A 21,847-nucleotide genomic window follows, 5' to 3' on the forward strand; every position below is an offset into this window, starting at 1 on the left:
GACTACTCCTTGTTGGCCGCCAGATTCACCACCCGGTTGGAGCGATCCACCGGGCGTACTTGCTGGCCCTCATGGAGCACATGGACACCGGCGGCAATCACCCAGTCGGAAGGACTCAGGCCCTCTAGCACCGGTACGCTTTTTTCGCCAAAGGCACCGATCCGCACTGCCGTGCGCTTGAGGGTGTTATCCGGTTTGACCAACCAGACGTAGGACGCGCCGTTCTCTGCGCTGAGGGCAGAGAGCGGTACCGACAGCGGGATCACGCCGTCAGCCTGAATAAATACCCGTGCGCTCTGCCCCAGTTCGGCCGGGACTTTGCCGGCGTTGAAGGCCACCCGGGCGGCGAAGGTGCGCGACTTGGGGTCCGCCGCCGGTGACAGCTCGCGAATGCGCCCATCAAAACGCTGGTCGGGCTGGCTCCACAACTCAACGGAGACCGGCTGGCCAACCTTGAAGCGGCCGAAGCTTTGCTCCGGGAAGCTGATCAACACTTCACGCTCGCCATCGGTGGCCAGGGTAAACACGGTCTGCCCGGCCGCCACTACTTGCCCGACTTCCACCGCACGCTTGGCCACCACGCCATCCTGGGGCGCGCGCAGCACGGCATAGCCGGCCTGGTTGTTGGCGACGTCGAATTCGGCTTTGATCTGTTGCAGGCGGGCGACACCTGAGCGGTAGAGGTTTTCGGAATTGTCGTACTGGGAGCGGCTGACCATCTGACGATCCATCAGGGTCTTGTAACGATCGCGCTCGGCCCGTACCAGGCTCAGGTTGGCCTCGGCTGCCGTGACCTGGGCACGGGTGGCCTGCAGTTGCAGGCGCACATCCTGGGGATCGAGCTCTGCCAGCGGCTGGTTGGCCTTGACGCGCTCGCCCTCCTCCACCAGCCGTCGGCTGACTTTGCCCCCAATGCGAAACGCCAGGTCCGGCTCATAACGGGCACGAACCTCGCCAGGATAGCTGTCCATCGCCAGCGCCGAGGGCTGTGGCTGCACCACCATGGCGGGGCGCACGCTGGTTTGGGCCGCTTCTTCATGGCCACAGCCAGCCAACAAGAAAGCCAGGCTGACAGGCAACGCGAGGGGCAGGAGAATGCTGCGCATGCTGAAGGACCTTTCGCAAATGGTGCTAGGAATAATTATACTGGCCGGTATGTTATTAATACCAAACTCACCAGTCCAGTATTAAAGTGAAAATGTCCGACAATCCTGTAAACACCAATAGCCCCGGGCGTCCCAAGGACATGGCAAAACGCCAGGCAATCCTCGACGCGGCAAAAACCCTGTTTTTGAGCAATGGTTACGCGAGTACCAGCATGGACGCGGTCGCCCTTGAGGCAGGCGTGTCGAAACTGACGGTCTACAGCCACTTCACCGACAAGGAAACGCTGTTCACCGCCGCCGTCGAGGCCAAGTGCGAAGCGCAGCTGCCGGTGATGTATTTCGAGCTACCCGACGGTGTGCCGGTGGAGAGGGTGCTGCTGAACATCGCCCGTGGCTTTCACCTGCTGATCAATAGCGAGGAGTCGGTGAACCTGCATCGCTTGATGATGACCTCGGGCAATCAGGACCCGAAACTGTCGCAGATCTTTTTCGAAGCCGGCCCCATGCGGATGTTGCAGGGGATGGAGCGCTTACTGGGCAAGATCAACCAGAGTGGGGCATTGCGCATCGACAAGCCGTTTACCGCCGCCGAGCACTTCTTTTGCCTGCTCAAGGGCACGGCGAATTTCTGCTTGCTGTATGGCTGTGGCGAGCGCTTGAGCGAAGCGGCCGCCGAGGAGCATGTGCAGGAAGTGGTGGGGTTGTTTATGCGGGCGTACCGGCCTTGAACAGTCGTTGATCGATCTGGCGCCATCGCCGGCCGGCGATGAGGCCCTCAGGCCTTGAGCGCTTTCTTCGGATAAATATCGTACCGGCTGGATTTGCCATCCAGCGCATGGCTCGGCTTGGGCCCATCGATGCACGGCGCCTTGCGCGGGCGCTTCACCACCACCCGATGGCTGGCCAGGGCCAAGGCCGCCGCCAGCAACGCCGGGGCATCCGGATCGTCGCCCACCAGCGGGCGAAACAGGCGCATTTCTTTCTTCACCAGGGCGGTTTTCTCACGATGGGGAAACATCGGGTCCAGGTAGATCACCTGCGGCGGCTCACCTTCCCAATTGCGCATCACCTCAATGGAGTTGCCCTTGAGCAAGGTCATTCGCGCGACGATGGGGGCCACTTCAAAATCATCTGCCCCGCGCGCCAGGCCATCTTCGAGCAAGGCACCAATCAACGGTTGCCGCTCGATCAGGCTCATCTCACAGCCCAGGCTAGCCAATACGAACGCGTCCTTGCCCAGGCCGGCCGTGGCATCCAGTACCCGGGGCCGCACACCTTGGGACACGCCAACCGCCTTGGCAATCATCTGCCCGCTGCCACCGCCGTAGAGCCGGCGATGAGCCGCGCCACCCTCGACAAAATCCACCCGCACCGGCCCAGGCGCATCGGGCCCCAACTGTTGCAGTTGCAGGCCGTGCTCACCCACTTGCAGGGCAAAATCGGCGTCCGCCAGCTGCAAAGGCAGGCCAAGCTGCTCGGCCCAGTGCTGGGCACGGGCCTGGAAACCGTCGGCCAAGGCCTCGACCCGAATGCGGCTGGCCGCGGGTTGTTCGCTCATCGTTTACTACGCTCAAAAATATTAAGGATCGGCAAAAAGCGGCCGATAAAAAAGGATCAGGCATTTTGCCAGACCCTGAGCGTCGACCGAGAGAAATGTCAGACATTCATTCCCTATTCACCGGTGTACTGCCGACCCACAACCACTTCGGCCTGCGCAATACCCAAGCGCTGGCCGGCGTCAGTCATGTGTGGCAGGACTTCTTCGCCCGGGCGTTGGCCGAGCAACTTGGCCAGGAGCCAGGTGCGCAGTTGGCTGCAGATCCGGTGCCGGTGGATGCCTCAGTCGAACCCAGCGCCGGCAGCGACCTGCTGACGCAAATCGTTACCCAGCGTCATTGCGATGTCCAGGACACCGAGATCGCCCCACCTGAGCCGCTGTTCCTGCCGATTGCCGAGTTCGAACTGCAATTGCTGCCCCCGGCGGCCGTGCCGTTCCCGGAGGATGAAATCGTCGCCCAGCAGCGCCAGCAGAATTTCGAAAGTGGCTGGGTACGGCCGATCGTTCTGACCGCCGGCCAGCCACTGCCCGAGCCGGGCCCGGCGCCGCAACCCAAGCCTTTGTTCCTGCCGATTGCCGAATTCGAACTGGACCTGCTGCCACCGGCAGCCGAACCTTACCCTGACGAAGAACTGGTGCAGCAGCAAAAGGCCCTGGACTTCGATTGCGGCTGGGCGCGCCCACTGATCCTCAACAACCTGCGCCTGGCGGCCTGATCCCTAGCGGCACACCCACCAACGCCCCATATCCAGATGGAAATGGTTGCGATGGGCGGCGTTGTAGTCCGGGCTCAAGACCACGTTGAAATCGTCGCAGGCACTGTCGCGCACCTGACGCAGAAAGCGCGCGCTGGCATCCTCTCCCGGCCAATCCTTCAAGACATTGATACTGCGCCCATCTGCCAGGCGGAACCCGGCGATGTCCAGGGCATTGGCCGAGGCGTGCAGACTAAGTCGCCCTTGCGCACGACCGTACATATTGCGACAGGCAAAACTCCCCAGGTGATCGACCCGCGTCACCGCCTGTCCAAACACCGCCTGGGCGGCCGGCTGCAAGCTGTGGCGCTCGAACAGGGCAAACGCCACCGCCAACGGGCAACTGGCGAGGAAACTGCTGCTCAACCCCACCGCTGCGCCCTGCACCCGTAGCGTATTGCGCAGTGGGCACGCAGCATCAGCCGGGCTGTCCGCTTGATGACTGACCCGCAGCCCGGAGGTTTTCAGCACCTGGTCGCACAGCACGGGATCATCCTGCAAACGCCCGAGCTTGAACCGCGTCAGCAGGTTGGGAGCCGACTGTACATCCAGCGGCGCCCAGGGGTTCCACTCGGCGGGCAACGGCACCCAACCGCGCCATATGCCCACGAGTAGGCCAGCAGCGAGCAGCAGCAACAGCCCCAAGACTTTGAGAAAACCCACGGTTCACGCCTTGAACAATTGATTGGCCTGGCTGAACGGCATCGAGCGCTCGGTAAAGGTAAAGGTCCCCAGCTCCTTAATCTCCCGGGCAGCCCTGAAGAACTCGCCATAGGCCGCCAGGGCCATGGCCGAGCCAACGCTGATGCGCTTGACGCCCATGTCGCTCAACTGCGCCACAGAGAGTTTGAGACCACCGGACATCAACACATTCACCGGTTTTGGCGCCACCGCCCGCACCACAGCCAATACTTCCTCGGCACTGCGCAGGCCGGGGGCATATAGCACATCGGCGCCTGCTTCGGCGTAGGCCTGCAAACGGCGAATAGTGTCGGGCAAATCCAGGCGACCATGCAGGAGGTTTTCCGCACGGGCCGTCAGCATGAAAGGGAATGGCAAGCTGCGTACAGCGGCAACGGCTGCCTCGATGCGTTCAACGGAAAGATCAAAGGGGTAGATCGGGTCGACCGCTATCCCGGTGGCGTCTTCAATTGACCCACCGACAATGCCCGTAGCGGCAGCGCGCAACAGGCTCTGGGCGCAACCTTGGGGCGAATCGCTGAACCCGTTTTCCAGGTCCGCCGCCACCGGCAGCGCGGTAGCCTGGACGATCATCCCAGCGTTGCCCAGGGTATCTTCCAGCGAGAGCGCACCTTCGGCATCAGGGCGCCCAAGACTGAAGGCAAACCCCGCGCTGGTGGTGGCCAAGGCTTCAAATCCGAGGCTGGCGAGCATCTTGGCGGAGCCGGCGTCCCACGGATTGGGCATTACGAATGCACGATCACGCTCGTGCAATGCTTTAAAGGATTCGGCGCGAAGGGTTTGGGCATCCATGACTGACTCCAGGCACAAAAAGAATCCTAGAGTAACCCCAGTTGCTCTACTGCGGGTTCCCGATGCAGTTGGGCCAACGCCGGCAACCCCGGCAGACGTACCATCAATTGCTGATGAAAACGCATGGCCAACTGGGCCGCCAGGCGGTTATCCGAGGTGTGCAGGAACACGTAGGGCGTGCGCCCTTCCTCGATCCAGCTGGCGACTTTTTCAACCCACGGCACCAGGAATGGATCGTTGGCTTCCAGGTCCGGGTGGCCGATAAAGCGCACCTGGGGAAACTGGGTCAACGCCGCTGGCCGGGGCGGGACCTTGGGCTTTTTCGATTGGGCATGGAGCACCGCTGCCGAGGTTGAAGTGCAACTGAACAGGGCCCGAGGATCGAGGCAGATACGCTCGACACCACGGTCACGCAGCAGGCGGTTGAGGCTGCGCTCGGCGTCGCCCTTGGCGAAGAACTCACGGTGACGCACTTCCACCGCTAAAGGGCGTTCCAGGCCGTCGATAAACCCTGCCAGCTCCCCCAGCCGCTGTGGGGTGAAACTGGCTGGCAGTTGCAACCACAGTGGCGAAACCCGCTCGCCCAGCGGGCTCATCAAGCCGAGGAAACTTTCGGCAGCGGGCAACTGTTCGCGCAGGTCAGCGCTGTGGCTGATATCCCCGGGAAATTTGGCGGTAAAGCGAAAGTGCGCGGGCATGATCTCAGCCCAGCGCTGCACAGTCGCGACCGAGGGCCGCGCGTAGAACGTGGTATTGCCCTCGCAGGCGTTGAACACCTGGCAATACAACCCAAGAAAATCCGTGGCCCGGGCGTCTTGCGGATACAGGTACTCGCGCCAGGCGTTTTCACTCCAGGACGGGCAACCGAGGAAATAAGGCAACAACATCAGATGTAGATATCGAGACCCAGCACTTCCATATCCCATTCGACAAAGCCGGCAGTGGTCAGGTAGCTGGACAGGGCCGTGGCGACGCTCTTGCTCATGGAGCGCGGGAAGATCATGTCATGCTGGCGGGCCGGCACGCCGCCGATCCGCGCGCCGCTGGCACCTTGGGAACGGGCGGAAACCGCCGCACCCTGGGATGTTTCGGGCTGGACTTCAATAAAGTCGGGGGACTCTTCGACGGACTCGTCTACCTTCACGCTCGCCTTGCGGGGCTTGCGCTTGAGGGGGTAGGACTGGGAGGAAAAGCCGTCTATACGCATGCATGCAGATCCGTGATCAATGATGGCAATTTAGCGGCACTTTCCTTGGCGCGCAAATGCTCTGGTGATAACTAGAACACATAAACGGGCAAAGGTTTAAACCCTGGGGGCAAATTCTGACGATTGGCGATGCACTCCCCTGTAGGAGCGAGCTTGCTCGCGAAAAACCTCAGGGCAATGCGGGGAGTCAGGTTCCCCGCGTTATCGTTAACGACCTTCGCGAGCAAGCTCGCTCCTACAAAATACCGGCAAGTGTTCCAACCCCGCCCACTGTAGGAGCGAGCTTGCTCGCGAAAAACCTCAGGGCAATGCGGGGAGTCAGGTTCACCGCGTTATCGTTAGCGACCTTCGCGAGCAAGCTCGCTCCTACAAGGGGTCAGGACTGTTGGCGTTCGGCCTTGGTCTGCGCCACTTTATCGCGCAGGTAGACCGGTGCGGCCTGGTCGGCGGGGATCGCCTCGCCGCGCTCCCAGGCAAAACGCGCCAAGGTCAGCAAGTCTTCGGCGTGGGGCAGCATCACGGCATCCTGGCCGACCGTGGGCACGGCGATACGCTCGCCATAACCCCAGCCCGTACCGGCGCCAAACCAGTCACCGCTGGCATCCGCCGGCAAGGTAGCGGCCTCGGGTGGCTGCACGGCCTCGACACCGACCAGGCACATCTCACCTGCGGTTTCGCGGTAGCAGCCCCAATAGACTTCATCCATCCGTGCATCAATGGCTGCCGCGACCTGCTGCGCGCCATGCTCACGCAGGGCGCGCTGTGCCAGCACTGCCAGGTTGGACACCGGCAGTACCGGACGCTCCAGGGCAAACGCCAGGCCTTGCACTACACCAATGGCGATACGCACACCGGTAAACGCACCCGGGCCACGGCCAAAGGCGATGGCGTCCACCGCCGACAACGTGGTGCCGGCATCGAGCAACAACTGCTTGATCATCGGCAGCAGCTTTTGCGCGTGCAGGCGCGGGATCACCTCATAGTGGCTCGTGACCTTGCCGTTATGCAGCAGGGCAACGGAGCAAGCTTCAGTCGCGGTGTCCAGGGCCAGCAGGGTGCTCATCGGTGTGGGTGTCCAAATCGAAAAAAAGTGCGCCAGTATAAACAACAACGGCCCGCAAGCGGGCCGTTGAACGTCAAGCCGATCGTCAGATCAGCTCAGCGCTTGCAGCACCTTGGCGGTGATGGCTTCAACCGAGCCTACGCCCGGGATGTGGCTGTACTTCGGCTTGCCCTGGGCAGTCGACAGGTTCTGGTAGAACGCCACCAGCGGCTTGGTCTGGGAGTGGTAGACCGACAGGCGATGACGCACGGTTTCTTCAGTGTCGTCTTTACGCTGCACCAGGTCGTCACCGGTTACATCATCCTTGCCAGCCACTTTTGGCGGGTTGTAGACGATGTGGTAGACGCGGCCCGACGCTTCGTGAACGCGGCGACCGGCGATACGCTGGACGATCTCTTCATCTTCAACGGCGATTTCGACCACGGCGTCCAACTCGACGCCCGCCTTCACCAGGGCTTCAGCCTGGGGGATGGTGCGTGGGAAACCGTCGAACAGGAAACCGTTCTTGCAGTCTTCCTGGCTGATGCGTTCCTTGACCAGGTTGATGATCAGGTCATCGGAGACCAGGCCACCGCTGTCCATCACGCTCTTGGCGATCAGGCCCAGCTCGGTGCCGGCCTTGACGGCAGCGCGCAGCATGTCGCCAGTGGAGATTTGTGGAATGCCGAACTTTTCAGTGATGAACTTTGCCTGAGTACCTTTACCGGCCCCGGGAGCTCCCAGCAGAATGACGCGCATCGATGTGCTCCTCAATTTTTTATAGAGATGACGCTCGGATTCGCCGCGTGGGGCCAATCTCGTAGAATATGCTCGTAAAAATACGAATCCAGGCCGCCCAAACGGCCAAAGGCTGATCAAGATACACAGCGAGCCCTAACCACACAAGCCGCCAAAAGTCGGAAGAACCCGCACCACACAAGCCTTTTGGTCGCGGTATCCCTTGGTGCAACCCCGACACAAAACCGCCGACAGAGCCCTTTCGGGTCAGCCGGCGGTTTTGTGTGCAAGCCCTTGAGAACACGCCAGAAATGTCAGCCGGTATTACGCAGCCCGGCGGCAATACCAGCCACGGACACCAGCAGCGCCTGTTCCAGAGGGCTGTCCTGTGTCGCTTCCTGCTGGCGAGAGCGGGCCAGCAGCTCGGCCTGCAACAGGTGCAACGGATCGAGGTAGGTGTTGCGCAGGCGGATGAACTCCAGGGTGTCAGGACTGTGGGCCAGCAGCTGCGACTGCCCGGTCAAGCCAAGCACCACGGCGCACGCCTGCGACAATAGGTCGCGTAAATGCGCACCCAACGGCAGCAGGTCGGGCTGCACCAGACGCTCGTCGTACAGGCGGGCGATATCGGCGTCGGCCTTGGCCAGGACCATCTCCAGCATGTCGATACGGGTGCGGAAGAACGGCCACTGTTCGCGCATCTGCCCCAGCAACTCACCTTCGCCACGCTCCAGGGCCTTGCTCAATGCCGCTTCCCAGCCCAGCCAGGCCGGCAGCATCAGGCGGGTCTGGGTCCAGCCGAAAATCCACGGGATCGCCCGCAGGCTTTCGATGCCCCCCGCACGGCGCTTGGCCGGGCGACTGCCCAGGGGCAAGCGGCCCAGTTCCTGTTCGGGCGTGGACTGGCGAAAATACTCGACGAACTGCGGATTTTCCCGCACCACCGCGCGATAGGCGCTGACGCCATCGGCCGCCAACTCATCCATCAAATGCCGCCAGGCCGGCTCTGGTGGCGGCGGTGGCAACAAGGTCGCCTCCAGCACCGCAGCCAGGTACAGATTGAGGTTCTGCTCGGCGATATCCGGCAAGCCGAACTTGAAGCGAATCATCTCGCCTTGCTCGGTGGTGCGAAAACGCCCGGCGACCGAACCCGGCGGCTGCGACAGAATCGCCGCGTGGGCCGGGCCGCCGCCACGGCCCACGGTGCCGCCGCGCCCATGGAACAACAACAGTTCCACCTGCTGCTCGCGACAGATATCCACCAGGCGCTCCTGGGCCCGGTACTGCGCCCAGGCCGCGGCGGTGGTGCCAGCGTCCTTGGCCGAGTCCGAATAGCCGATCATCACTTCCTGCGGGCCTTGCAACCGCGCACGGTAGCCGGGCAACAGCAACAGGCGTTCGATCACCGGGCCGGCGTTGTCCAGGTCGGCCAGGGTCTCGAACAACGGCACCACGCGCATCGGCCGCTGCACCCCGGACTCCTTGAGCAACAACTGCACCGCCAACACATCGGATGCCGCGCCCGCCATGGAGATGACGTAGGAACCGAGGGAAGCCGCCGGCGCAGCGGCAATTTCCTTACAGGTATTGAGCACCTCGGCGGTGTCGGCCGAAGGCTTGAAGTAGCCTGGCAACAAGGGGCGACGGTTGGCCAACTCCTTCATCAGGAAGGTGATGCGCGCATCTTCGTCCCAGTCTTCATAGCGGCCCAGGCCCAGATAGTCGGTGATCTCGGTCATCGCCGCCGAATGGCGACTGGAGTCCTGGCGCACATCCAGGCGTACCAGGAACAGGCCGAACGTTACCGCTCGGCGCAGGCAATCAAGCAACGGGCCGTCGGCAATCACCCCCATGCCGCAGGCGTGCAGGGACTGGTAGCACAGCTCCAGCGGCTCCAGCAGGTCGCGATTGTTTTGCAGCACATCGGCCGGCGCCGGGATGCTGCTGGTCAACGCCGCATGCGCCCAATTGCGCGTGGCGCGCAGGCGTTCGCGCAGTTGTTTGAGCAAGGCCCGATAAGGTTCGACGCTATCACCGACCTTGGCCTGCAACTCGGGGCTGGCCTGCTGCATCGACAGCTCCGATGCCAGGTGATCGATGTCGCGCAAGTACAGATCCGCCGCCATCCAACGCGCCAGCAACAGCACTTCGCGGGTCACGGGTGCCGTCACGTTGGGGTTGCCGTCTCGGTCACCGCCCATCCACGAGGCAAAGCGGATCGGTGCCGCCTCCAAGGGCAGGCGCAGGCCGGTGGCGGCGTGCAAGGCTTGATCGGCTTTGCGCAGATAGTTGGGGATGGCGTGCCACAGCGAATGCTCGATTACCGCAAATCCCCATTTGGCTTCGTCCACCGGAGTGGGCCGAGTGCGGCGGATTTCTTCGGTGTGCCAGGCTTCGGCGATCAGCCGTTGCAAACGTTGGCGAATCTGCTCGCGCTCAGCACCGGTCAGGTCACGGTGATCCTGCAAGGCCAATTGGGCGGCGATAGCGTCGTATTTCTGGATCAGCGTGCGGCGCGCGACTTCCGTCGGGTGGGCGGTGAGCACCAGTTCGATTTCCAGGCGCGCCAACTGTCGGGCCAAAGATTCGCTGCTATGGCCTTCACGCTGCAGGCGCGCCAGCAACTCGGGGAGCACTCGCGATTCGAATGGGGCCGGCTGTGATTCATCACGCCGGTGAATCAGTTGGTACTGTTCGGCGATATTGGCCAGGTTAAGGAACTGGTTGAACGCACGCGCCACCGGCAGCAGCTCGTCTTCCTGCAATTGGTTGAGGCTGGCACTGAGTTCTTCGCCGGCCGCCGCCTCCGTGGCGCCACCACGGCGATCGGCCTTTGCGCCTTTGCGGATCTGCTCGATCTTGGCGAGGAACTCATCACCGTACTGCTCTCGAATCGTGTTGCCCAGCAGTTCACCCAGCAGGTGAACATCTTCACGCAAACGTGCATCGATATCGCTCATCAGCCAATCTCCAGCCAGAATCCGGGACGCTTTGACCTTCAAGAGTGCCGATCAAGGCGCGGTCTTACAAGGAACTTTAAACCTTGGCGGTTGCAGCTAGTCTCAAAGGTACGTCGTCGCGTTATCCACGCCGCGACCGGTCACTCATCACCGCCCGCTACCCTGGGCATAACTGAGGTTGCCATGAAAATCCGAGAACTGGCCCAGCAATGGGAAGAAACCGCCAAGGGTCGCCTGACCCGGACCGAATATGCCATCCACCTGGATGTAGAGGCCGCCGCACGGCTGGCGGCCATCCGCGAGATGTACCCCAAGCGCAGCACCGAGGAATTGCTCGGCGAACTGATCGGCGCCGCCCTCGAAGAGCTGGAAGCCAGCTTTCCCTATATCCAGGGCCAGCATGTGGTTGCAACCGATGAAGAGGGTGATCCGCTGTATGAGGATATCGGCCCGACGCCACGCTTCCTGTCGCTTTCACGGCGCTACCTGCACGATCTGTCGGCCATGCCTGACGATCAGAAACACTGATAAACATCCGCGAAAAAACTCCATCCCCCTGCGCACCGGGCCTTTTATAGGCCCGGCATACCGCTGCACGTGGCAAAAGTTCCAATTTTTAAACGCTGACCCTTCAGTCAGATTTGTTTAGATTTTTTTTCGGGCAAATCGCCATCTTTGGCTGAACTATTCAAAAAAGCCTCGGGTCACAGCCAGTAAGCCATCACTTGGAACAGGCGTTTGAAAAGGCAAACTGAGCTTCACCGCCAAAACGCAGACGCTGAACACCGTAGATGGATTTGATGTTTTTCAGGAGTTATCCAATGGAGTTGAAGACGATGAAGACCAGCACTGCCAAATCCTCGTTTAACCACCTGCGCGGGCTTAAATTGGCCGCGTTGGCAATCGGCACCAGCTTCGTCCTCGCGGGCTGCGCCGGCAACCCGCCGACCGAGCAGTACGCGGTGACCCAATCGGCCGTGAACAGCGCCGTAAGCGCTGGCGGTACCGAGTACGCTGCCGTGGAAATGAAAGCTGCCCAGGACAAGCTCAAGCAAGCCGAGTTGGCCATGCATGACAAGAAGTACGACGAAGCCCGTCGTCTGGCCGAACAGGCTGAGTGGGACGCTCGCGTTGCAGAGCGCAAGGCCCAGGCTGCCAAGGCTGATCTGGCGCTCAAGGACTCCCAGAAGGCTGTTCAGGAGCTGCGTAACGAAGGCATGCGCCCTGCTGTGATCCAGCAGAAGTAAGCAACGCCCTTGTTTGCATCGCATCCGAAATCGAATTGAAAGGACGACACCATTATGCGTAAACAATTGATGATCCCTGCCCTGCTGGCGATGAGCGTTGCACTGGCGGCCTGCTCCACCCCGCCTAACGCGAACCTGGAAAACGCACGGACCAACTTCTCGGCCCTGCAAGCCAACCCACAAGCGACCAAAATCGCCGCCCTGGAAACCAAGGACGCCAGCGAATGGCTGGACAAGGCCGACAAGGCCTATCGCGACAAGGAAGACGAGAAGAAGGTCGACCAACTGGCCTACCTGACCAATCAGCGTGTTGAAGTCGCCAAGGACACCATTGCCCTGCGCGAGTCCGAAGCCAAGCTGAAAAACGCCGGCGACGAACGTGCCCGCGCCCTGCTCGAAGCCCGCGACGCGCAGATCAAGCAGCTGCAAAACAGCTTGAATGCCAAGCAGACCGAGCGCGGTACCTTGGTGACTTTCGGTGATGTGCTGTTCGCCACCAACAAGGCCGACCTGAAATCCAGCGGTCTGATGAACATCAACAAACTGGCGCAATTCCTCCAGGAAAACCCGGATCGCAAAGTCATCGTTGAAGGCTACACCGACAGCACTGGCAGCGCGGCCTACAACCAGACCCTGTCTGAGCGCCGTGCCACTTCGGTACAGGTTGCGCTGATCAAGATGGGCGTTAACCCAAGCCGCATCGTGACCGCAGGCTATGGCAAGGAATACCCGATTGCCGATAACGCCAGCGTTTCGGGCCGTGCCATGAACCGCCGCGTTGAAGTGACCATCTCCAACGACAACCAGCCGGTCAAGCCACGTTCTTCGGTGCAATAACCGACTGACGTCTACCGGTCTGAAAGCCCTGCCTGAGTTCCAGGCAGGGCTTTTTTTTGCAAAAAAAAACACCTGCCTGCAGGTTTCTTCCGGTTAGCCGAACTTGACCGGGTTGTTGTTCTCCTGGGGCATCATGTTCTGCATACCCTGCTGTTTTTCGCTATTGATCTGTTTGCGCAGCAGGTCTTGCTCATCCCCTTCGCCGGCGCCACTGCCGCCAGCGCCCTGAGAGCCGCCTGCACCACCGGCACCGGCCAACAGCATCTCCAGGAGCTTTTTCAAGGCTTCAGGGTCAGTTTTGCCCTGCTGCTGAGCGCCGCCCACGTCCTTGCCGACCATGTTGCCGGAATCACCAAGGCCGGCGCCGCCGAAGTTACCAAACCCGCTAAAACCACCTATTCCACCAATACTCATCGCGATGCTCCACATAGTTGAAGGGTTGCTTGTCAGCGGTGCTGACCCCCCAATCAGTGGCTTCATACGGAATGTGGTTCCAAAAATTACCGGTTTGGTCACTGTTGCAACTGCGGTGTTTCCTGGCCCATGCAGCGCACTGCCTGCTTCTTGCTGTTTACCAGCACGCCCGTCAACCCCTTTTGCTCGGTGTCGAACAGCACCAGCACGCCATCCACGCATTGCGCCACCTGGGGTGCCGGGGTCAGGGAGACTTTATAGTCCTCGCCAGGCACGGTCTTGAGCATGGTGTAGTCGCTGAGCAGCAACGCATCCTCGGGCTTGGCGAAGTGCAGGTAACCGTAGTACCACAGGCAGCCAACAGTGCCGATGATGGTGCCGATGCCGGTGAAGATCAGGGGGATCATGTTGCGTTCTTCGCTCATTGCGGGCTCTCTGATGATTCAACTTTAGGATTGGCGGCCGCCGGGTAATTGGGGATTTCCCCCAGGCGGCGCAGGCCATTGAAATGCTGCGGGTCGTCAAGATAGCGCAGCATCACGGTTTGCCAGGTCTTGTCGGCAAAGGTCTGCACATGCCCACCCCGGGTCAGTTGCAGCACCCTGGGCGGCGGCGCAGCTTGATACAGACGGATGCCGTTGGAAAGCGGCACGATCGGATCATCCAGACTATGGAACAGCAGTTTCGGCACGCCGGTCAGCTGCGGCATGCCATGGATCGCGCTGTCGCTGTCCGGCACCAGCCACGACAACGGCACCTGAAACGGCCATGTTAGCCAGGAAGTACTCAGGGCGAATTGCCCTACATCACGATAACTGGCGGGCACCCCATCCAACACCAGCGCCTTGAGCCGGGGCTGGCGCGCGGGGTGAGCCGCCAGATAATGCACCGCCAACGCCCCGCCCAGGCTCTGGCCAAGGACGACCAGCGGCTGGCCCTGGGTTTCGGGCGCCTGGTCGAGCCACTGGAAAGCGGCATCCAGGTCCTGGTAGATGGCCGGCAACGCAGGTTTGCCTTGCGATACGCCATAGCCGCGGTAGTCCAGCATCAGCACTTGATAACCCTGGGCTGGCAACCACCAACTGCCCCCGAGATGCCCGGACAGGTTGCCCCCGTTGCCGTGCAGGTGCAGCACCGTGCCCTTGAGCGGCACGCCAGGCTTGGCCGGCAACCACCAGGCACGCAGCTTCAAGCCATCGGCGGTGGTCAGGGTGACGTCACGGTATTCCAGGCGCGCCTGTTGCGGGGTAAATGGCAGGCCGGGCTCGGGATAGAACAAGAGCGAGCTGCAGCCATTGAGGGTCAGAAGCAGGCATAGAATGCCGAGGAGTCTCATCCGTTGAAACCTCGCAAATGGGCTGACCATACAGCCCTGAAGATTAACTATAGGAGCTGGCTTGCCTGCGATAGCGGGCTGTCAGCTACTCCACCAGTGCCTGACAGGTCGCGATCGCAGGCAAGCCAGCTCCCACAGTTGATGGGGGTGGGTCAGAGGATATTGGAGTAATCCGCCTCGATCCGATCCAGGCTCAGGTGGTTGAGGAAGTTGGAGAAACACATCCACGCCGACAACGCGTTCATATCGCGGAACTGGTCCGGCAGGTATTTAGGCGGGACCACCAGGCCTTCGTCCACCAATTGGCGCAAGGTGCGCATGTCTTCCAGGGTGGTCTTGCCGCAGAACAACAGCGGCACCTGCTCCAGCTTGCCTTTGCGCACGGCCAGCTGGATGTAGTTGTAGACCATGATAAAGCCCTTGAGATAGGACAAATCCTTGGTAAACGGCAGGCCCGTCGGCGTCGAGCCACGGAACACCCGGCTGGCGTTGCCGTAGCTCTCGGCCATTTCAAAGCCTTGCTCGCGGAAGAACTCGAACACCTGAAGGAAATCGGCGCCCTCTTCCACCATATGGATCGCGCGGGTGCGGTTGGTCAGCTTGCGCAGGCGGCTGGGGTAGGAGGCGAAGGTGATGATCTCCATGAGGATCGCCAGACCTTCCTGGGTCACGGTCGACGACGGTGGCCCCTTGGACAGGAAGGTGCAGATCGGCTGGTTCTGACCATTAAGGGTGGTGCCCACGTGGACCAGCCCTTCATGGACTTCCAGGGCCCGCACATCACGCTCGTTGAACATCGCATCGGCGCGGATCTTGATGTAGTCGGCACCCGCCGCGGCGTCGGCCACAATGCCGTCGGACTCAAATACGCGGATGGTTTCCTCAGCCTCGCCAAACACCTTGTTCAGCCGGCTTTGCAGCAGGCTCACGGCGTCCTTGGCGGTCAAGGTCTTGGCTTCGTCCTTGAGGTCGCCACGCCCGTCGATGTTGTTCAGGTAGTCGGAAAGCATCAGGCCCAGGTCGGCCAGGGTCGGGTCGCCGGCATGGAATGCATCGGAGGCGGCGCCGTAGAGTTCCTGGGAAATCAGGCCGAAATCCTCGGTGCCACGGGCCTCGAGCATGCGCACCACCATGCGGTATTCCTTGCACATGCGCCGCATGATCTGCCCGACCGGGTTGAATTGCCCCAACTGGCGGGTGATATCACGCTCGATGTTCTGGAACTCCAGCTTCACCTTGCTGGAATCGAACGACAGTGGCCGGTTCAGGTAATAGTCGCGGTCCACCGCCGGCATGTGCTTGCCCTTGCCCTGAAGGAAGCCCTTGCGAATGTTGTCGTCCCACTTCACGGCGTCGAGGACGCGAATCGGTGTTTGCGCCAGCACAATGCGATCGGACAAGGTGCGTATCGTCTGCTGGTAATCGTCCACCCGGTGCTTCCTCTTTAAACGTTATTTGCCCACACGCTGATAGCGCACGGCTTCGACAAACACATCGGCGTTGGCCGGATCATCCAGGTAAGCCAGGACCTGATTGATGGGGCTGTCGATCAATGTCCCGTCGCCCTCGACTGTTTCCACACTGCTGCCCTGCAGGATTTTCTGCGCGATGGCCTGGTTGATCGCCTCGGGATCGAGGTTATAGACCACCAGTTCGCGGGCATCATTGAATTCGAAGCCGGCGAGGATAAAGTGCCCGCCGAGCTTGTCCGGCAGCGGCGCCGACAGGTACCAGCGGTTGCCGTGGCGGGACACGCTGAACAGGTATTCGTCGCGCTTGACCGGTTTGGTCTGCGAGGTGCTCACCGCCTTGTAGCGATGATTGCCAGCGCGGCTGATCTGCAGGTTGAGCGGTTCGCCCCAGGCATTCTTGCTGGCCCACTTGCCCAACAGCGCATCCGGCGCTGCCTCATTGGCCGGCAAAGGCTCCTTGAAGGTCACCAGGCAGCCGCCCAGAAGCAGGAACGACATTGCGATCACCATTACACGCCAAGCTTTCATCGGATACTCCAGCAATGAGCGATCTTCTGTAGGAGCGAGCTTGCTCGCGAAAAGCCTGAGGGCAACGCGGGGAGTCAGGTTCCCCGCGTTATCGTTAACGCCCTTCGCGAGCAAGCTCGCTCCTACATGGGGGGGCCATAGTGCTGCTAAAACCTTAGACCGAGGCCAGGACCAGGTGCATGTAACGCTTGAGAATCTCGAGCATTTCTTCACCGGTCAGCGCCTCGGGCTCGAACAGCAGGCCCTGATATTCCATCCGACTGATAATAGCCGTCAACACTTTGGCATCCTGTTGCGGCTCACGGGAGCCCAGCACCTGGAAAAACTGGCAAGTGCCCTGCAACAAAATCTGCTGGTGCGAACGGACCAACTCGCCCAGGCGCGGGTTCAACAAGGCCTCCTGGCGAAACGCCTGTTCGGCCATCAAGTATTCGCGCCGGTTCAGCAGTTGGCGCAGCACGTAATCGGCGGTCAGGCGCGCAATATCATCGGCCAGTTGCGAGCGTGACTCGGCACTGCCATCACCGTAGGCCACCATTTCCCGCAACAAGCCCTCGTTGCGCACCCACAACTTGCCCATGAACGCTGCACTGCGCTCCACATATTGGGCAAAGGTGTCGGTGAGCAGGTCGTCGATATCCTTGAAATAATAGGTGGTGGCCGACAGTGGCACACCGGCCTCTGCCGCCACCGCACGATGGCGCACGGCCCGCACACCATCGCGCACGACAATGCGCATGGCCGCATCAAGGATATCCTGGCGACGCTGCTCGCTGCCCTGGCGACTGGCCTTGCGGCCCTGGTACTGAACACTTTCTGCCACGGCGGCGGCGATGCCAGCGGCGCCCTCTTGAGCCATTACGCGCTTCACGAAAGATCGTCCTCTTACTCAACAAAAGTCTGGCGCCGTACGCTTGACGTTAGTACAGGCCACACAAAAAAGCCGCCTTATTAAAGGCGGCTTCTGGATTCGCTAAGGTTACGCTTGTGGCCGCATGTGCGGGAACAAGATCACATCGCGGATCGACGGTGAGTTGGTCAACAACATCACCAGCCGGTCGATACCGATACCTTCGCCAGCCGTTGGTGGCATGCCGTACTCCAGCGCCCGCACGAAATCGGCGTCGTAGTGCATGGCCTCGTCGTCACCGGCGTCCTTATCGGCCACCTGGGCCATGAAACGCTCGGCCTGGTCTTCTGCGTCATTCAACTCGGAGTAGGCGTTGGCGATTTCGCGACCACCGATGAACAGCTCGAAACGGTCGGTGACGTTCGGGTTGTCATCGTTGCGACGGGCCAGCGGCGACACTTCGAACGGGTACTGGGTAATGAAGTGCGGCTGTTCCAGCTTGTGCTCCACCAGCTCCTCGAAAATCATCACCTGCAGCTTGCCCAGGCCTTCGAAGCCCAGGACCTTGGCCCCGGCTTTCTTGGCAATGGCGCGGGCCTTGTCGATGTCGTTCAGGTCGTCAGCGGTCAGCTCAGGGTTGTACTTGAGGATCGAATCGAACACCGACAGACGCACGAACGGCTCGCCGAAGTGGAACACCTTGTCGCCGTACGGCACGTCGGTGCTGCCCAGGACCAACTGCGCCAGTTCGCGGAACAGTTCTTCGGTCAGGTCCATGTTGTCTTCGTAGTCGGCGTAGGCCTGGTAGAACTCCAACATGGTGAATTCTGGGTTGTGACGGGTCGAGACACCTTCGTTACGGAAGTTGCGGTTGATCTCGAACACCTTTTCAAAGCCGCCCACCACCAGGCGCTTGAGGTACAGCTCCGGCGCGATACGCAGGAACATTTCCATGTCCAGGGCATTGTGGTGGGTTTCGAAAGGCTTGGCTGCCGCGCCGCCCGGAATGGTCTGCAACATCGGCGTCTCGACTTCGAGGAAGTCACGCGCCATCAGGAAGCTGCGGATGTGCGCGATCACTTGCGAGCGCACACGGAAAGTCTGGCGCACTTCTTCGTTGACGATCAGGTCGACGTAGCGCTGGCGATAACGCTGCTCGGTGTCGGTCAGGCCGTGGTGCTTGTCTGGCAGCGGGCGCAGCGACTTGGTCAGCAGGCGCACGTTGGTCATTTCGACGTAGAGGTCGCCCTTGCCCGAACGGGCCAGGGTGCCTTCGGCGGCAATGATGTCGCCCATGTCCCAGGTTTTCACCGAGGCCAGGGTTTCTTCCGAGAGCGTCTTGCGGTTGACGTAGACCTGGATACGCCCGGTCATGTCCTGGATCACCATGAACGAGCCACGGTTGAGCATGATGCGACCTGCCACCTTGACCGGGATCGCCGCTTCTGCCAGCTCTTCCTTGGTCTTGTCCGCGTACTGCTTCTGCAAGGCATCGCAGTAGTTTTCGCGGCGGAAGTCGTTGGGGAAGGCATTACCCTTGGCGCGCTCGGCAGCAAGCTTTTCCTTGCGCAGGGCGATCAGGGAGTTTTCTTCCTGTTGCAGGGCCTGGTCGAGTTGTTGGTCGCTCATGTCTTTAAATATTCCATCGGGTTCGTTGTCCCAGGCTCAGGCCGGGGATCGCCGGCAAGCCGGCTCCTACAGGGATCGCGGTTCGTCAGCGTATTACAGGCCTGATTTCAGGCTGGCTTCCAGGTATTCGTCGATATCACCGTCGAGCACCTTGTCGCAGTCGCTGCGTTCGATGTTAGTGCGCAGATCCTTGATCCGCGACGCATCGAGCACATACGAACGGATCTGGTGACCCCAGCCGATATCCGACTTGGTATCTTCCAGCGCCTGGGAAGCGGCGTTGCGCTTCTGCATTTCCTGCTCGTACAACTTGGCCCGCAGCATTTTCATGGCGGTGTCCTTGTTCGCGTGCTGGGAACGTTCGTTCTGGCAACTGACCACGGTGTTGGTCGGTACGTGGGTGATACGTACGGCCGAGTCAGTGGTGTTTACGTGCTGGCCACCGGCACCGGAGGAGCGGTAGGTGTCGATGCGCAGGTCGGCCGGGTTGATCTCGATTTCGACTTTGTCGTCGATCTCTGGCGAGACGAACACCGCAGAGAACGAGGTATGACGGCGGTTGCCGGAGTCAAACGGACTCTTGCGCACGAGACGGTGTACGCCGATCTCGGTCCGCAGCCAGCCAAAGGCGTATTCGCCCTTGATATGCACGGTCGCGCCCTTGATACCGGCGACTTCACCGGCGGACAGTTCCATGATGGTGGCTTCGAAACCGCGTTTGTCAGCCCAGCGCAGGTACATGCGCAGCAGGATGTTGGCCCAGTCCTGGGCTTCGGTGCCGCCGGAACCGGCCTGGATATCCAGGTAAGCGTTGTTCGGGTCCATTTCATGGCTGAACATGCGGCGGAATTCGAGTTTGGCGAGGTTTTCCTCGAGACGGGCCAGCTCGGCGACGACATCGCCCACTGCGCCTTCGTCGTTTTCTTCGACGGCCATGTCCAGCAGGTCGCGGCAGTCGCCCAGACCGGTGTTCAATTCGTCGAGGGTATCGACGATCTGCGCCAGCGCAGCGCGCTCGCGGCCCAGTTCCTGGGCGTATTCAGGTTTGTTCCAGACAGCCGGATCTTCAAGCTCGCGATTGACTTCGGTCAGACGCTCATGCTTTTGATCGTAGTCAAAGATACCCCCGAATAGTTTCGGAGCGCTCGGACAGGTCCTTGATGGTGTTAAGGATCGGGTTGATTTCCATGGCGGGCAGCACTCGTTGGCGAACTTTTGAAAGCCGGCGAGTATAACGGCAAAAGGCCGGAAACGGCAGTCCGCTTGGCCGAAAAGGCTGGGTTTGTGTGATATCTACAGACCGATAAATATCAAATGCAGGAGCTGGCTTGCCTGCGATGCAGACGCCTCGGTGTATCAAGTAGACCGAGGAGACGCCATCGCAGCATAAGTATCTACACAGCTTTCAGAAACTGACGCCCCGTGGCGAGCGGGCTTGCCCCGCGCTGGGCTGCGAAGCAGCCCCAAAAAGCCCGCCGCGTTTCTTCAGATAAACCGCGATGGCCGGGTTTAGGGCTGCTTCGCAGCCCAGCGCGGGCGATGCGGCGTTCCGACAAGCCCGCTCGCCACAACTGCGCTATCTGCCTGGATTTGGGCGTTGCGGCAGGCAAGCCAGCGCCTACATTGGCTTGGCAGTGTTCCGTGGGTTATTCAATCCCGACCTGGTTGCGCCCGTTATGCTTGGCCAGGTACAACCCCTTGTCCGCCGCCGAGATCAACTGCCGGCAATCGGTCCCCAGCAGTGGCGTCATGGTCGCCAGGCCAATGCTGATCGTCAGGCTCGCCCCTTCAGAAGGTGCGATGTGCGGGATCTTCAGCGCGGCAACGGCCTGGCGCAGTTTCTCGGCCACCAACCGCGCACCACCCGGCGAAGTATTGGGCAGCACCAGGGCAAATTCCTCGCCGCCGTAGCGCGCCGGCAGGTCCGAAGGACGGCTGCTGGCATCGCGAATAGTCGCCGCCACCTTGCGCAATGCTTCATCACCTTCCAGGTGGCCAAAGCTGTCGTTGTAGGTCTTGAAGAAATCCACGTCGATCATCAGCAACGACAACTGGGTCTGGTCACGCATGGCACGCCGCCACTCCAGTTCCAGGTACTCATCGAAGTGCCGGCGATTGGACAGCCCGGTCAAACCATCAGAGTTCATCAAGCGTTGCAGGACCAGATTGGTGTCCAGCAACTGTTGCTGGCTGACGCGCAGCGCACGGTAGGCCGCGTCCCGTTGCAGCAGGGTCATATAGGAACGTGAGTGGTAGCGGATACGCGCCACCAGTTCGATGTTGTCCGGCAGTTTGACCAGGTAGTCATTGGCCCCGGCGGCAAACGCGGCACTCTTGATCAGCGGGTCTTCCTTGGTGGAGAGCACGATGATCGGAATGTTCTGGGTCGCCGGGTGGTTACGGTATTCGCGTACCAGGGTCAGGCCGTCCAGCCCGGGCATGACTAGGTCCTGGAGAATCACCGTCGGCTTGATTCGGATAGCCTGGGAGATGGCCTGGTGGGGATCGGCACAAAAGTGGAAGTCGATATTTTCCTCATGGGCCAGACCGCGTCGCACGGCTTCGCCGATCATCGCCTGGTCGTCCACCAGCAACACCATGGCGGCGTTTTCGTCGGTCTTGAAGTCGTCGAGCTGTAAATCATTCATTTGCGGTCACCTGAATTACTACGTGC

Annotated in this window: 23 protein-coding genes and 2 pseudogenes; 5 read left to right on the forward strand and 20 right to left on the reverse strand. The window is 60.9% G+C overall.

The genetic code is table 11. From position 1 onward, the window contains the following. Nucleotides 1-2 precede the first annotated feature (2 nt). On the reverse strand, nt 3-1,106 hold the full coding sequence (locus HBO09_RS11140; protein ID WP_169996834.1) for an efflux RND transporter periplasmic adaptor subunit: 1,104 nt from the start codon (nt 1,104-1,106) through the stop codon (nt 3-5). A gap of 92 nt (nt 1,107-1,198) precedes the next feature. Here HBO09_RS11140 and HBO09_RS11145 point away from each other — a divergent pair, with 92 nt between their 5' ends. Further along, nucleotides 1,199-1,834, forward strand: coding sequence for a TetR/AcrR family transcriptional regulator (locus HBO09_RS11145; protein ID WP_169996832.1), 636 nt, complete (start codon nt 1,199-1,201; stop codon nt 1,832-1,834). A 47-nt stretch (nt 1,835-1,881) separates the two neighbouring features. Here HBO09_RS11145 and HBO09_RS11150 read toward each other — a convergent pair whose 3' ends face one another. Next, nucleotides 1,882-2,664, reverse strand: coding sequence for a class I SAM-dependent methyltransferase (locus tag HBO09_RS11150; protein WP_169996830.1), 783 nt, complete (start codon nt 2,662-2,664; stop codon nt 1,882-1,884). A gap of 95 nt (nt 2,665-2,759) precedes the next feature. On the opposite strand from HBO09_RS11150, the gene HBO09_RS11155 reads away from it, so the two are divergent. Next, nucleotides 2,760-3,380, forward strand: coding sequence for an energy transducer TonB (locus HBO09_RS11155; protein ID WP_169996828.1), 621 nt, complete (start codon nt 2,760-2,762; stop codon nt 3,378-3,380). A 3-nt stretch (nt 3,381-3,383) separates the two neighbouring features. Here the strand turns inward: HBO09_RS11155 and HBO09_RS11160 are convergent, their stop codons facing one another. The 9 genes and pseudogenes from HBO09_RS11160 to ppc all read right to left on the reverse strand — a co-directional run bounded on the left by HBO09_RS11160 (nt 3,384) and on the right by ppc (nt 10,860). Continuing rightward, nucleotides 3,384-4,082, reverse strand: coding sequence for an extensin family protein (locus HBO09_RS11160; protein ID WP_169996826.1), 699 nt, complete (start codon nt 4,080-4,082; stop codon nt 3,384-3,386). 3 nt (nt 4,083-4,085) lie between these two features. Beyond that, nucleotides 4,086-4,913, reverse strand: coding sequence for an isocitrate lyase/phosphoenolpyruvate mutase family protein (locus HBO09_RS11165; protein ID WP_169996824.1), 828 nt, complete (start codon nt 4,911-4,913; stop codon nt 4,086-4,088). Between the two features lie 26 nt (nt 4,914-4,939). Then, a complete protein-coding gene (locus HBO09_RS11170) occupies nt 4,940-5,800 on the reverse strand; it encodes a DUF72 domain-containing protein (RefSeq protein ID WP_169996821.1) in 861 nt (286 codons plus the stop codon). Next, nucleotides 5,800-6,120: a hypothetical protein gene (locus HBO09_RS11175; protein ID WP_169996818.1), complete on the reverse strand. Its 321-nt coding sequence runs from the start codon at nt 6,118-6,120 to the stop codon at nt 5,800-5,802. The genes HBO09_RS11170 and HBO09_RS11175 overlap by 1 nt, the downstream gene beginning before the upstream one ends. Nucleotides 6,121-6,248: 128 nt before the next feature. Beyond that, nucleotides 6,249-6,347: pseudogene (locus HBO09_RS28900) on the reverse strand (outer membrane lipoprotein carrier protein LolA); the annotation flags it as partial. Between the two features lie 41 nt (nt 6,348-6,388). Then, a pseudogene (locus HBO09_RS28905) lies at nt 6,389-6,478 on the reverse strand (outer membrane lipoprotein carrier protein LolA); the annotation flags it as partial. Nucleotides 6,479-6,496: 18 nt separating this feature from the next. Further along, nucleotides 6,497-7,183, reverse strand: coding sequence for a tRNA (adenosine(37)-N6)-threonylcarbamoyltransferase complex dimerization subunit type 1 TsaB (gene tsaB / locus HBO09_RS11180; RefSeq protein ID WP_169996816.1), 687 nt, complete (start codon nt 7,181-7,183; stop codon nt 6,497-6,499). A gap of 90 nt (nt 7,184-7,273) precedes the next feature. Then, nucleotides 7,274-7,921 (reverse strand): adenylate kinase, encoded by a 648-nt coding sequence (gene adk, locus HBO09_RS11185; RefSeq protein WP_169996814.1) that lies wholly within the window; start codon nt 7,919-7,921, stop codon nt 7,274-7,276. A gap of 293 nt (nt 7,922-8,214) precedes the next feature. Continuing rightward, complete coding sequence (ppc, locus tag HBO09_RS11190; RefSeq protein WP_169996812.1) at nt 8,215-10,860, reverse strand: phosphoenolpyruvate carboxylase; 2,646 nt, start codon at nt 10,858-10,860, stop codon at nt 8,215-8,217. Nucleotides 10,861-11,043: 183 nt separating this feature from the next. On the opposite strand from ppc, the gene HBO09_RS11195 reads away from it, so the two are divergent. From HBO09_RS11195 to HBO09_RS11205, 3 genes are all read left to right on the forward strand, one after another. Then, the gene (locus HBO09_RS11195) at nt 11,044-11,388 is read left to right on the forward strand and encodes a pilin assembly protein (RefSeq protein WP_169996810.1); all 345 of its coding nucleotides are present in this window, start codon (nt 11,044-11,046) and stop codon (nt 11,386-11,388) included. A 293-nt stretch (nt 11,389-11,681) separates the two neighbouring features. Continuing rightward, a complete protein-coding gene (locus HBO09_RS11200) occupies nt 11,682-12,107 on the forward strand; it encodes a DUF4398 domain-containing protein (protein ID WP_029300159.1) in 426 nt (141 codons plus the stop codon). A gap of 54 nt (nt 12,108-12,161) precedes the next feature. Further along, a complete protein-coding gene (locus HBO09_RS11205; RefSeq protein ID WP_169996808.1) occupies nt 12,162-12,944 on the forward strand; it encodes an OmpA family protein in 783 nt (260 codons plus the stop codon). A 93-nt stretch (nt 12,945-13,037) separates the two neighbouring features. On the opposite strand, the gene HBO09_RS11210 is transcribed toward HBO09_RS11205, so the two are convergent. The 9 genes from HBO09_RS11210 to HBO09_RS11250 all read right to left on the reverse strand — a co-directional run bounded on the left by HBO09_RS11210 (nt 13,038) and on the right by HBO09_RS11250 (nt 21,821). Continuing rightward, the gene (locus HBO09_RS11210) at nt 13,038-13,358 is read right to left on the reverse strand and encodes a hypothetical protein (protein ID WP_169996806.1); all 321 of its coding nucleotides are present in this window, start codon (nt 13,356-13,358) and stop codon (nt 13,038-13,040) included. A gap of 98 nt (nt 13,359-13,456) precedes the next feature. Next, nucleotides 13,457-13,783 (reverse strand): hypothetical protein, encoded by a 327-nt coding sequence (locus HBO09_RS11215; RefSeq protein WP_169996804.1) that lies wholly within the window; start codon nt 13,781-13,783, stop codon nt 13,457-13,459. Beyond that, nucleotides 13,780-14,694, reverse strand: a complete 915-nt coding sequence (locus tag HBO09_RS11220) for an alpha/beta hydrolase (RefSeq protein WP_169996802.1) — start codon at nt 14,692-14,694, stop codon at nt 13,780-13,782. The genes HBO09_RS11215 and HBO09_RS11220 overlap by 4 nt, the downstream gene beginning before the upstream one ends. A gap of 152 nt (nt 14,695-14,846) precedes the next feature. Next, a complete protein-coding gene (locus tag HBO09_RS11225) occupies nt 14,847-16,124 on the reverse strand; it encodes a flavohemoglobin expression-modulating QEGLA motif protein (protein WP_029300170.1) in 1,278 nt (425 codons plus the stop codon). 21 nt (nt 16,125-16,145) lie between these two features. Beyond that, a complete protein-coding gene (locus HBO09_RS11230) occupies nt 16,146-16,694 on the reverse strand; it encodes a hypothetical protein (protein WP_169996800.1) in 549 nt (182 codons plus the stop codon). Between the two features lie 154 nt (nt 16,695-16,848). Then, nucleotides 16,849-17,565, reverse strand: a complete 717-nt coding sequence (locus tag HBO09_RS11235) for a TetR family transcriptional regulator (RefSeq protein WP_029300174.1) — start codon at nt 17,563-17,565, stop codon at nt 16,849-16,851. A 108-nt stretch (nt 17,566-17,673) separates the two neighbouring features. Further along, nucleotides 17,674-19,173 carry a lysine--tRNA ligase gene (gene lysS / locus HBO09_RS11240; RefSeq protein ID WP_169996798.1) on the reverse strand — a complete coding sequence of 500 codons (1,500 nt, stop codon included), beginning with the start codon at nt 19,171-19,173 and terminating at the stop codon, nt 17,674-17,676. A 93-nt stretch (nt 19,174-19,266) separates the two neighbouring features. Beyond that, a protein-coding gene (prfB, locus tag HBO09_RS11245) for a peptide chain release factor 2 (RefSeq protein ID WP_115127508.1) occupies nt 19,267-20,362 on the reverse strand; the annotation gives its coding sequence in 2 pieces (ribosomal slippage) (nt 19,267-20,289 and nt 20,291-20,362; 1,095 coding nt in all). 457 nt (nt 20,363-20,819) lie between these two features. Further along, nucleotides 20,820-21,821, reverse strand: a complete 1,002-nt coding sequence (locus HBO09_RS11250; RefSeq protein ID WP_169996796.1) for a diguanylate cyclase — start codon at nt 21,819-21,821, stop codon at nt 20,820-20,822. Nucleotides 21,822-21,847 lie beyond the last annotated feature (26 nt).

The sequence above is a fragment of the Pseudomonas sp. WS 5027 genome (assembly GCF_012985695.1).
Classification (GTDB): domain Bacteria; phylum Pseudomonadota; class Gammaproteobacteria; order Pseudomonadales; family Pseudomonadaceae; genus Aquipseudomonas; species Aquipseudomonas hygromyciniae.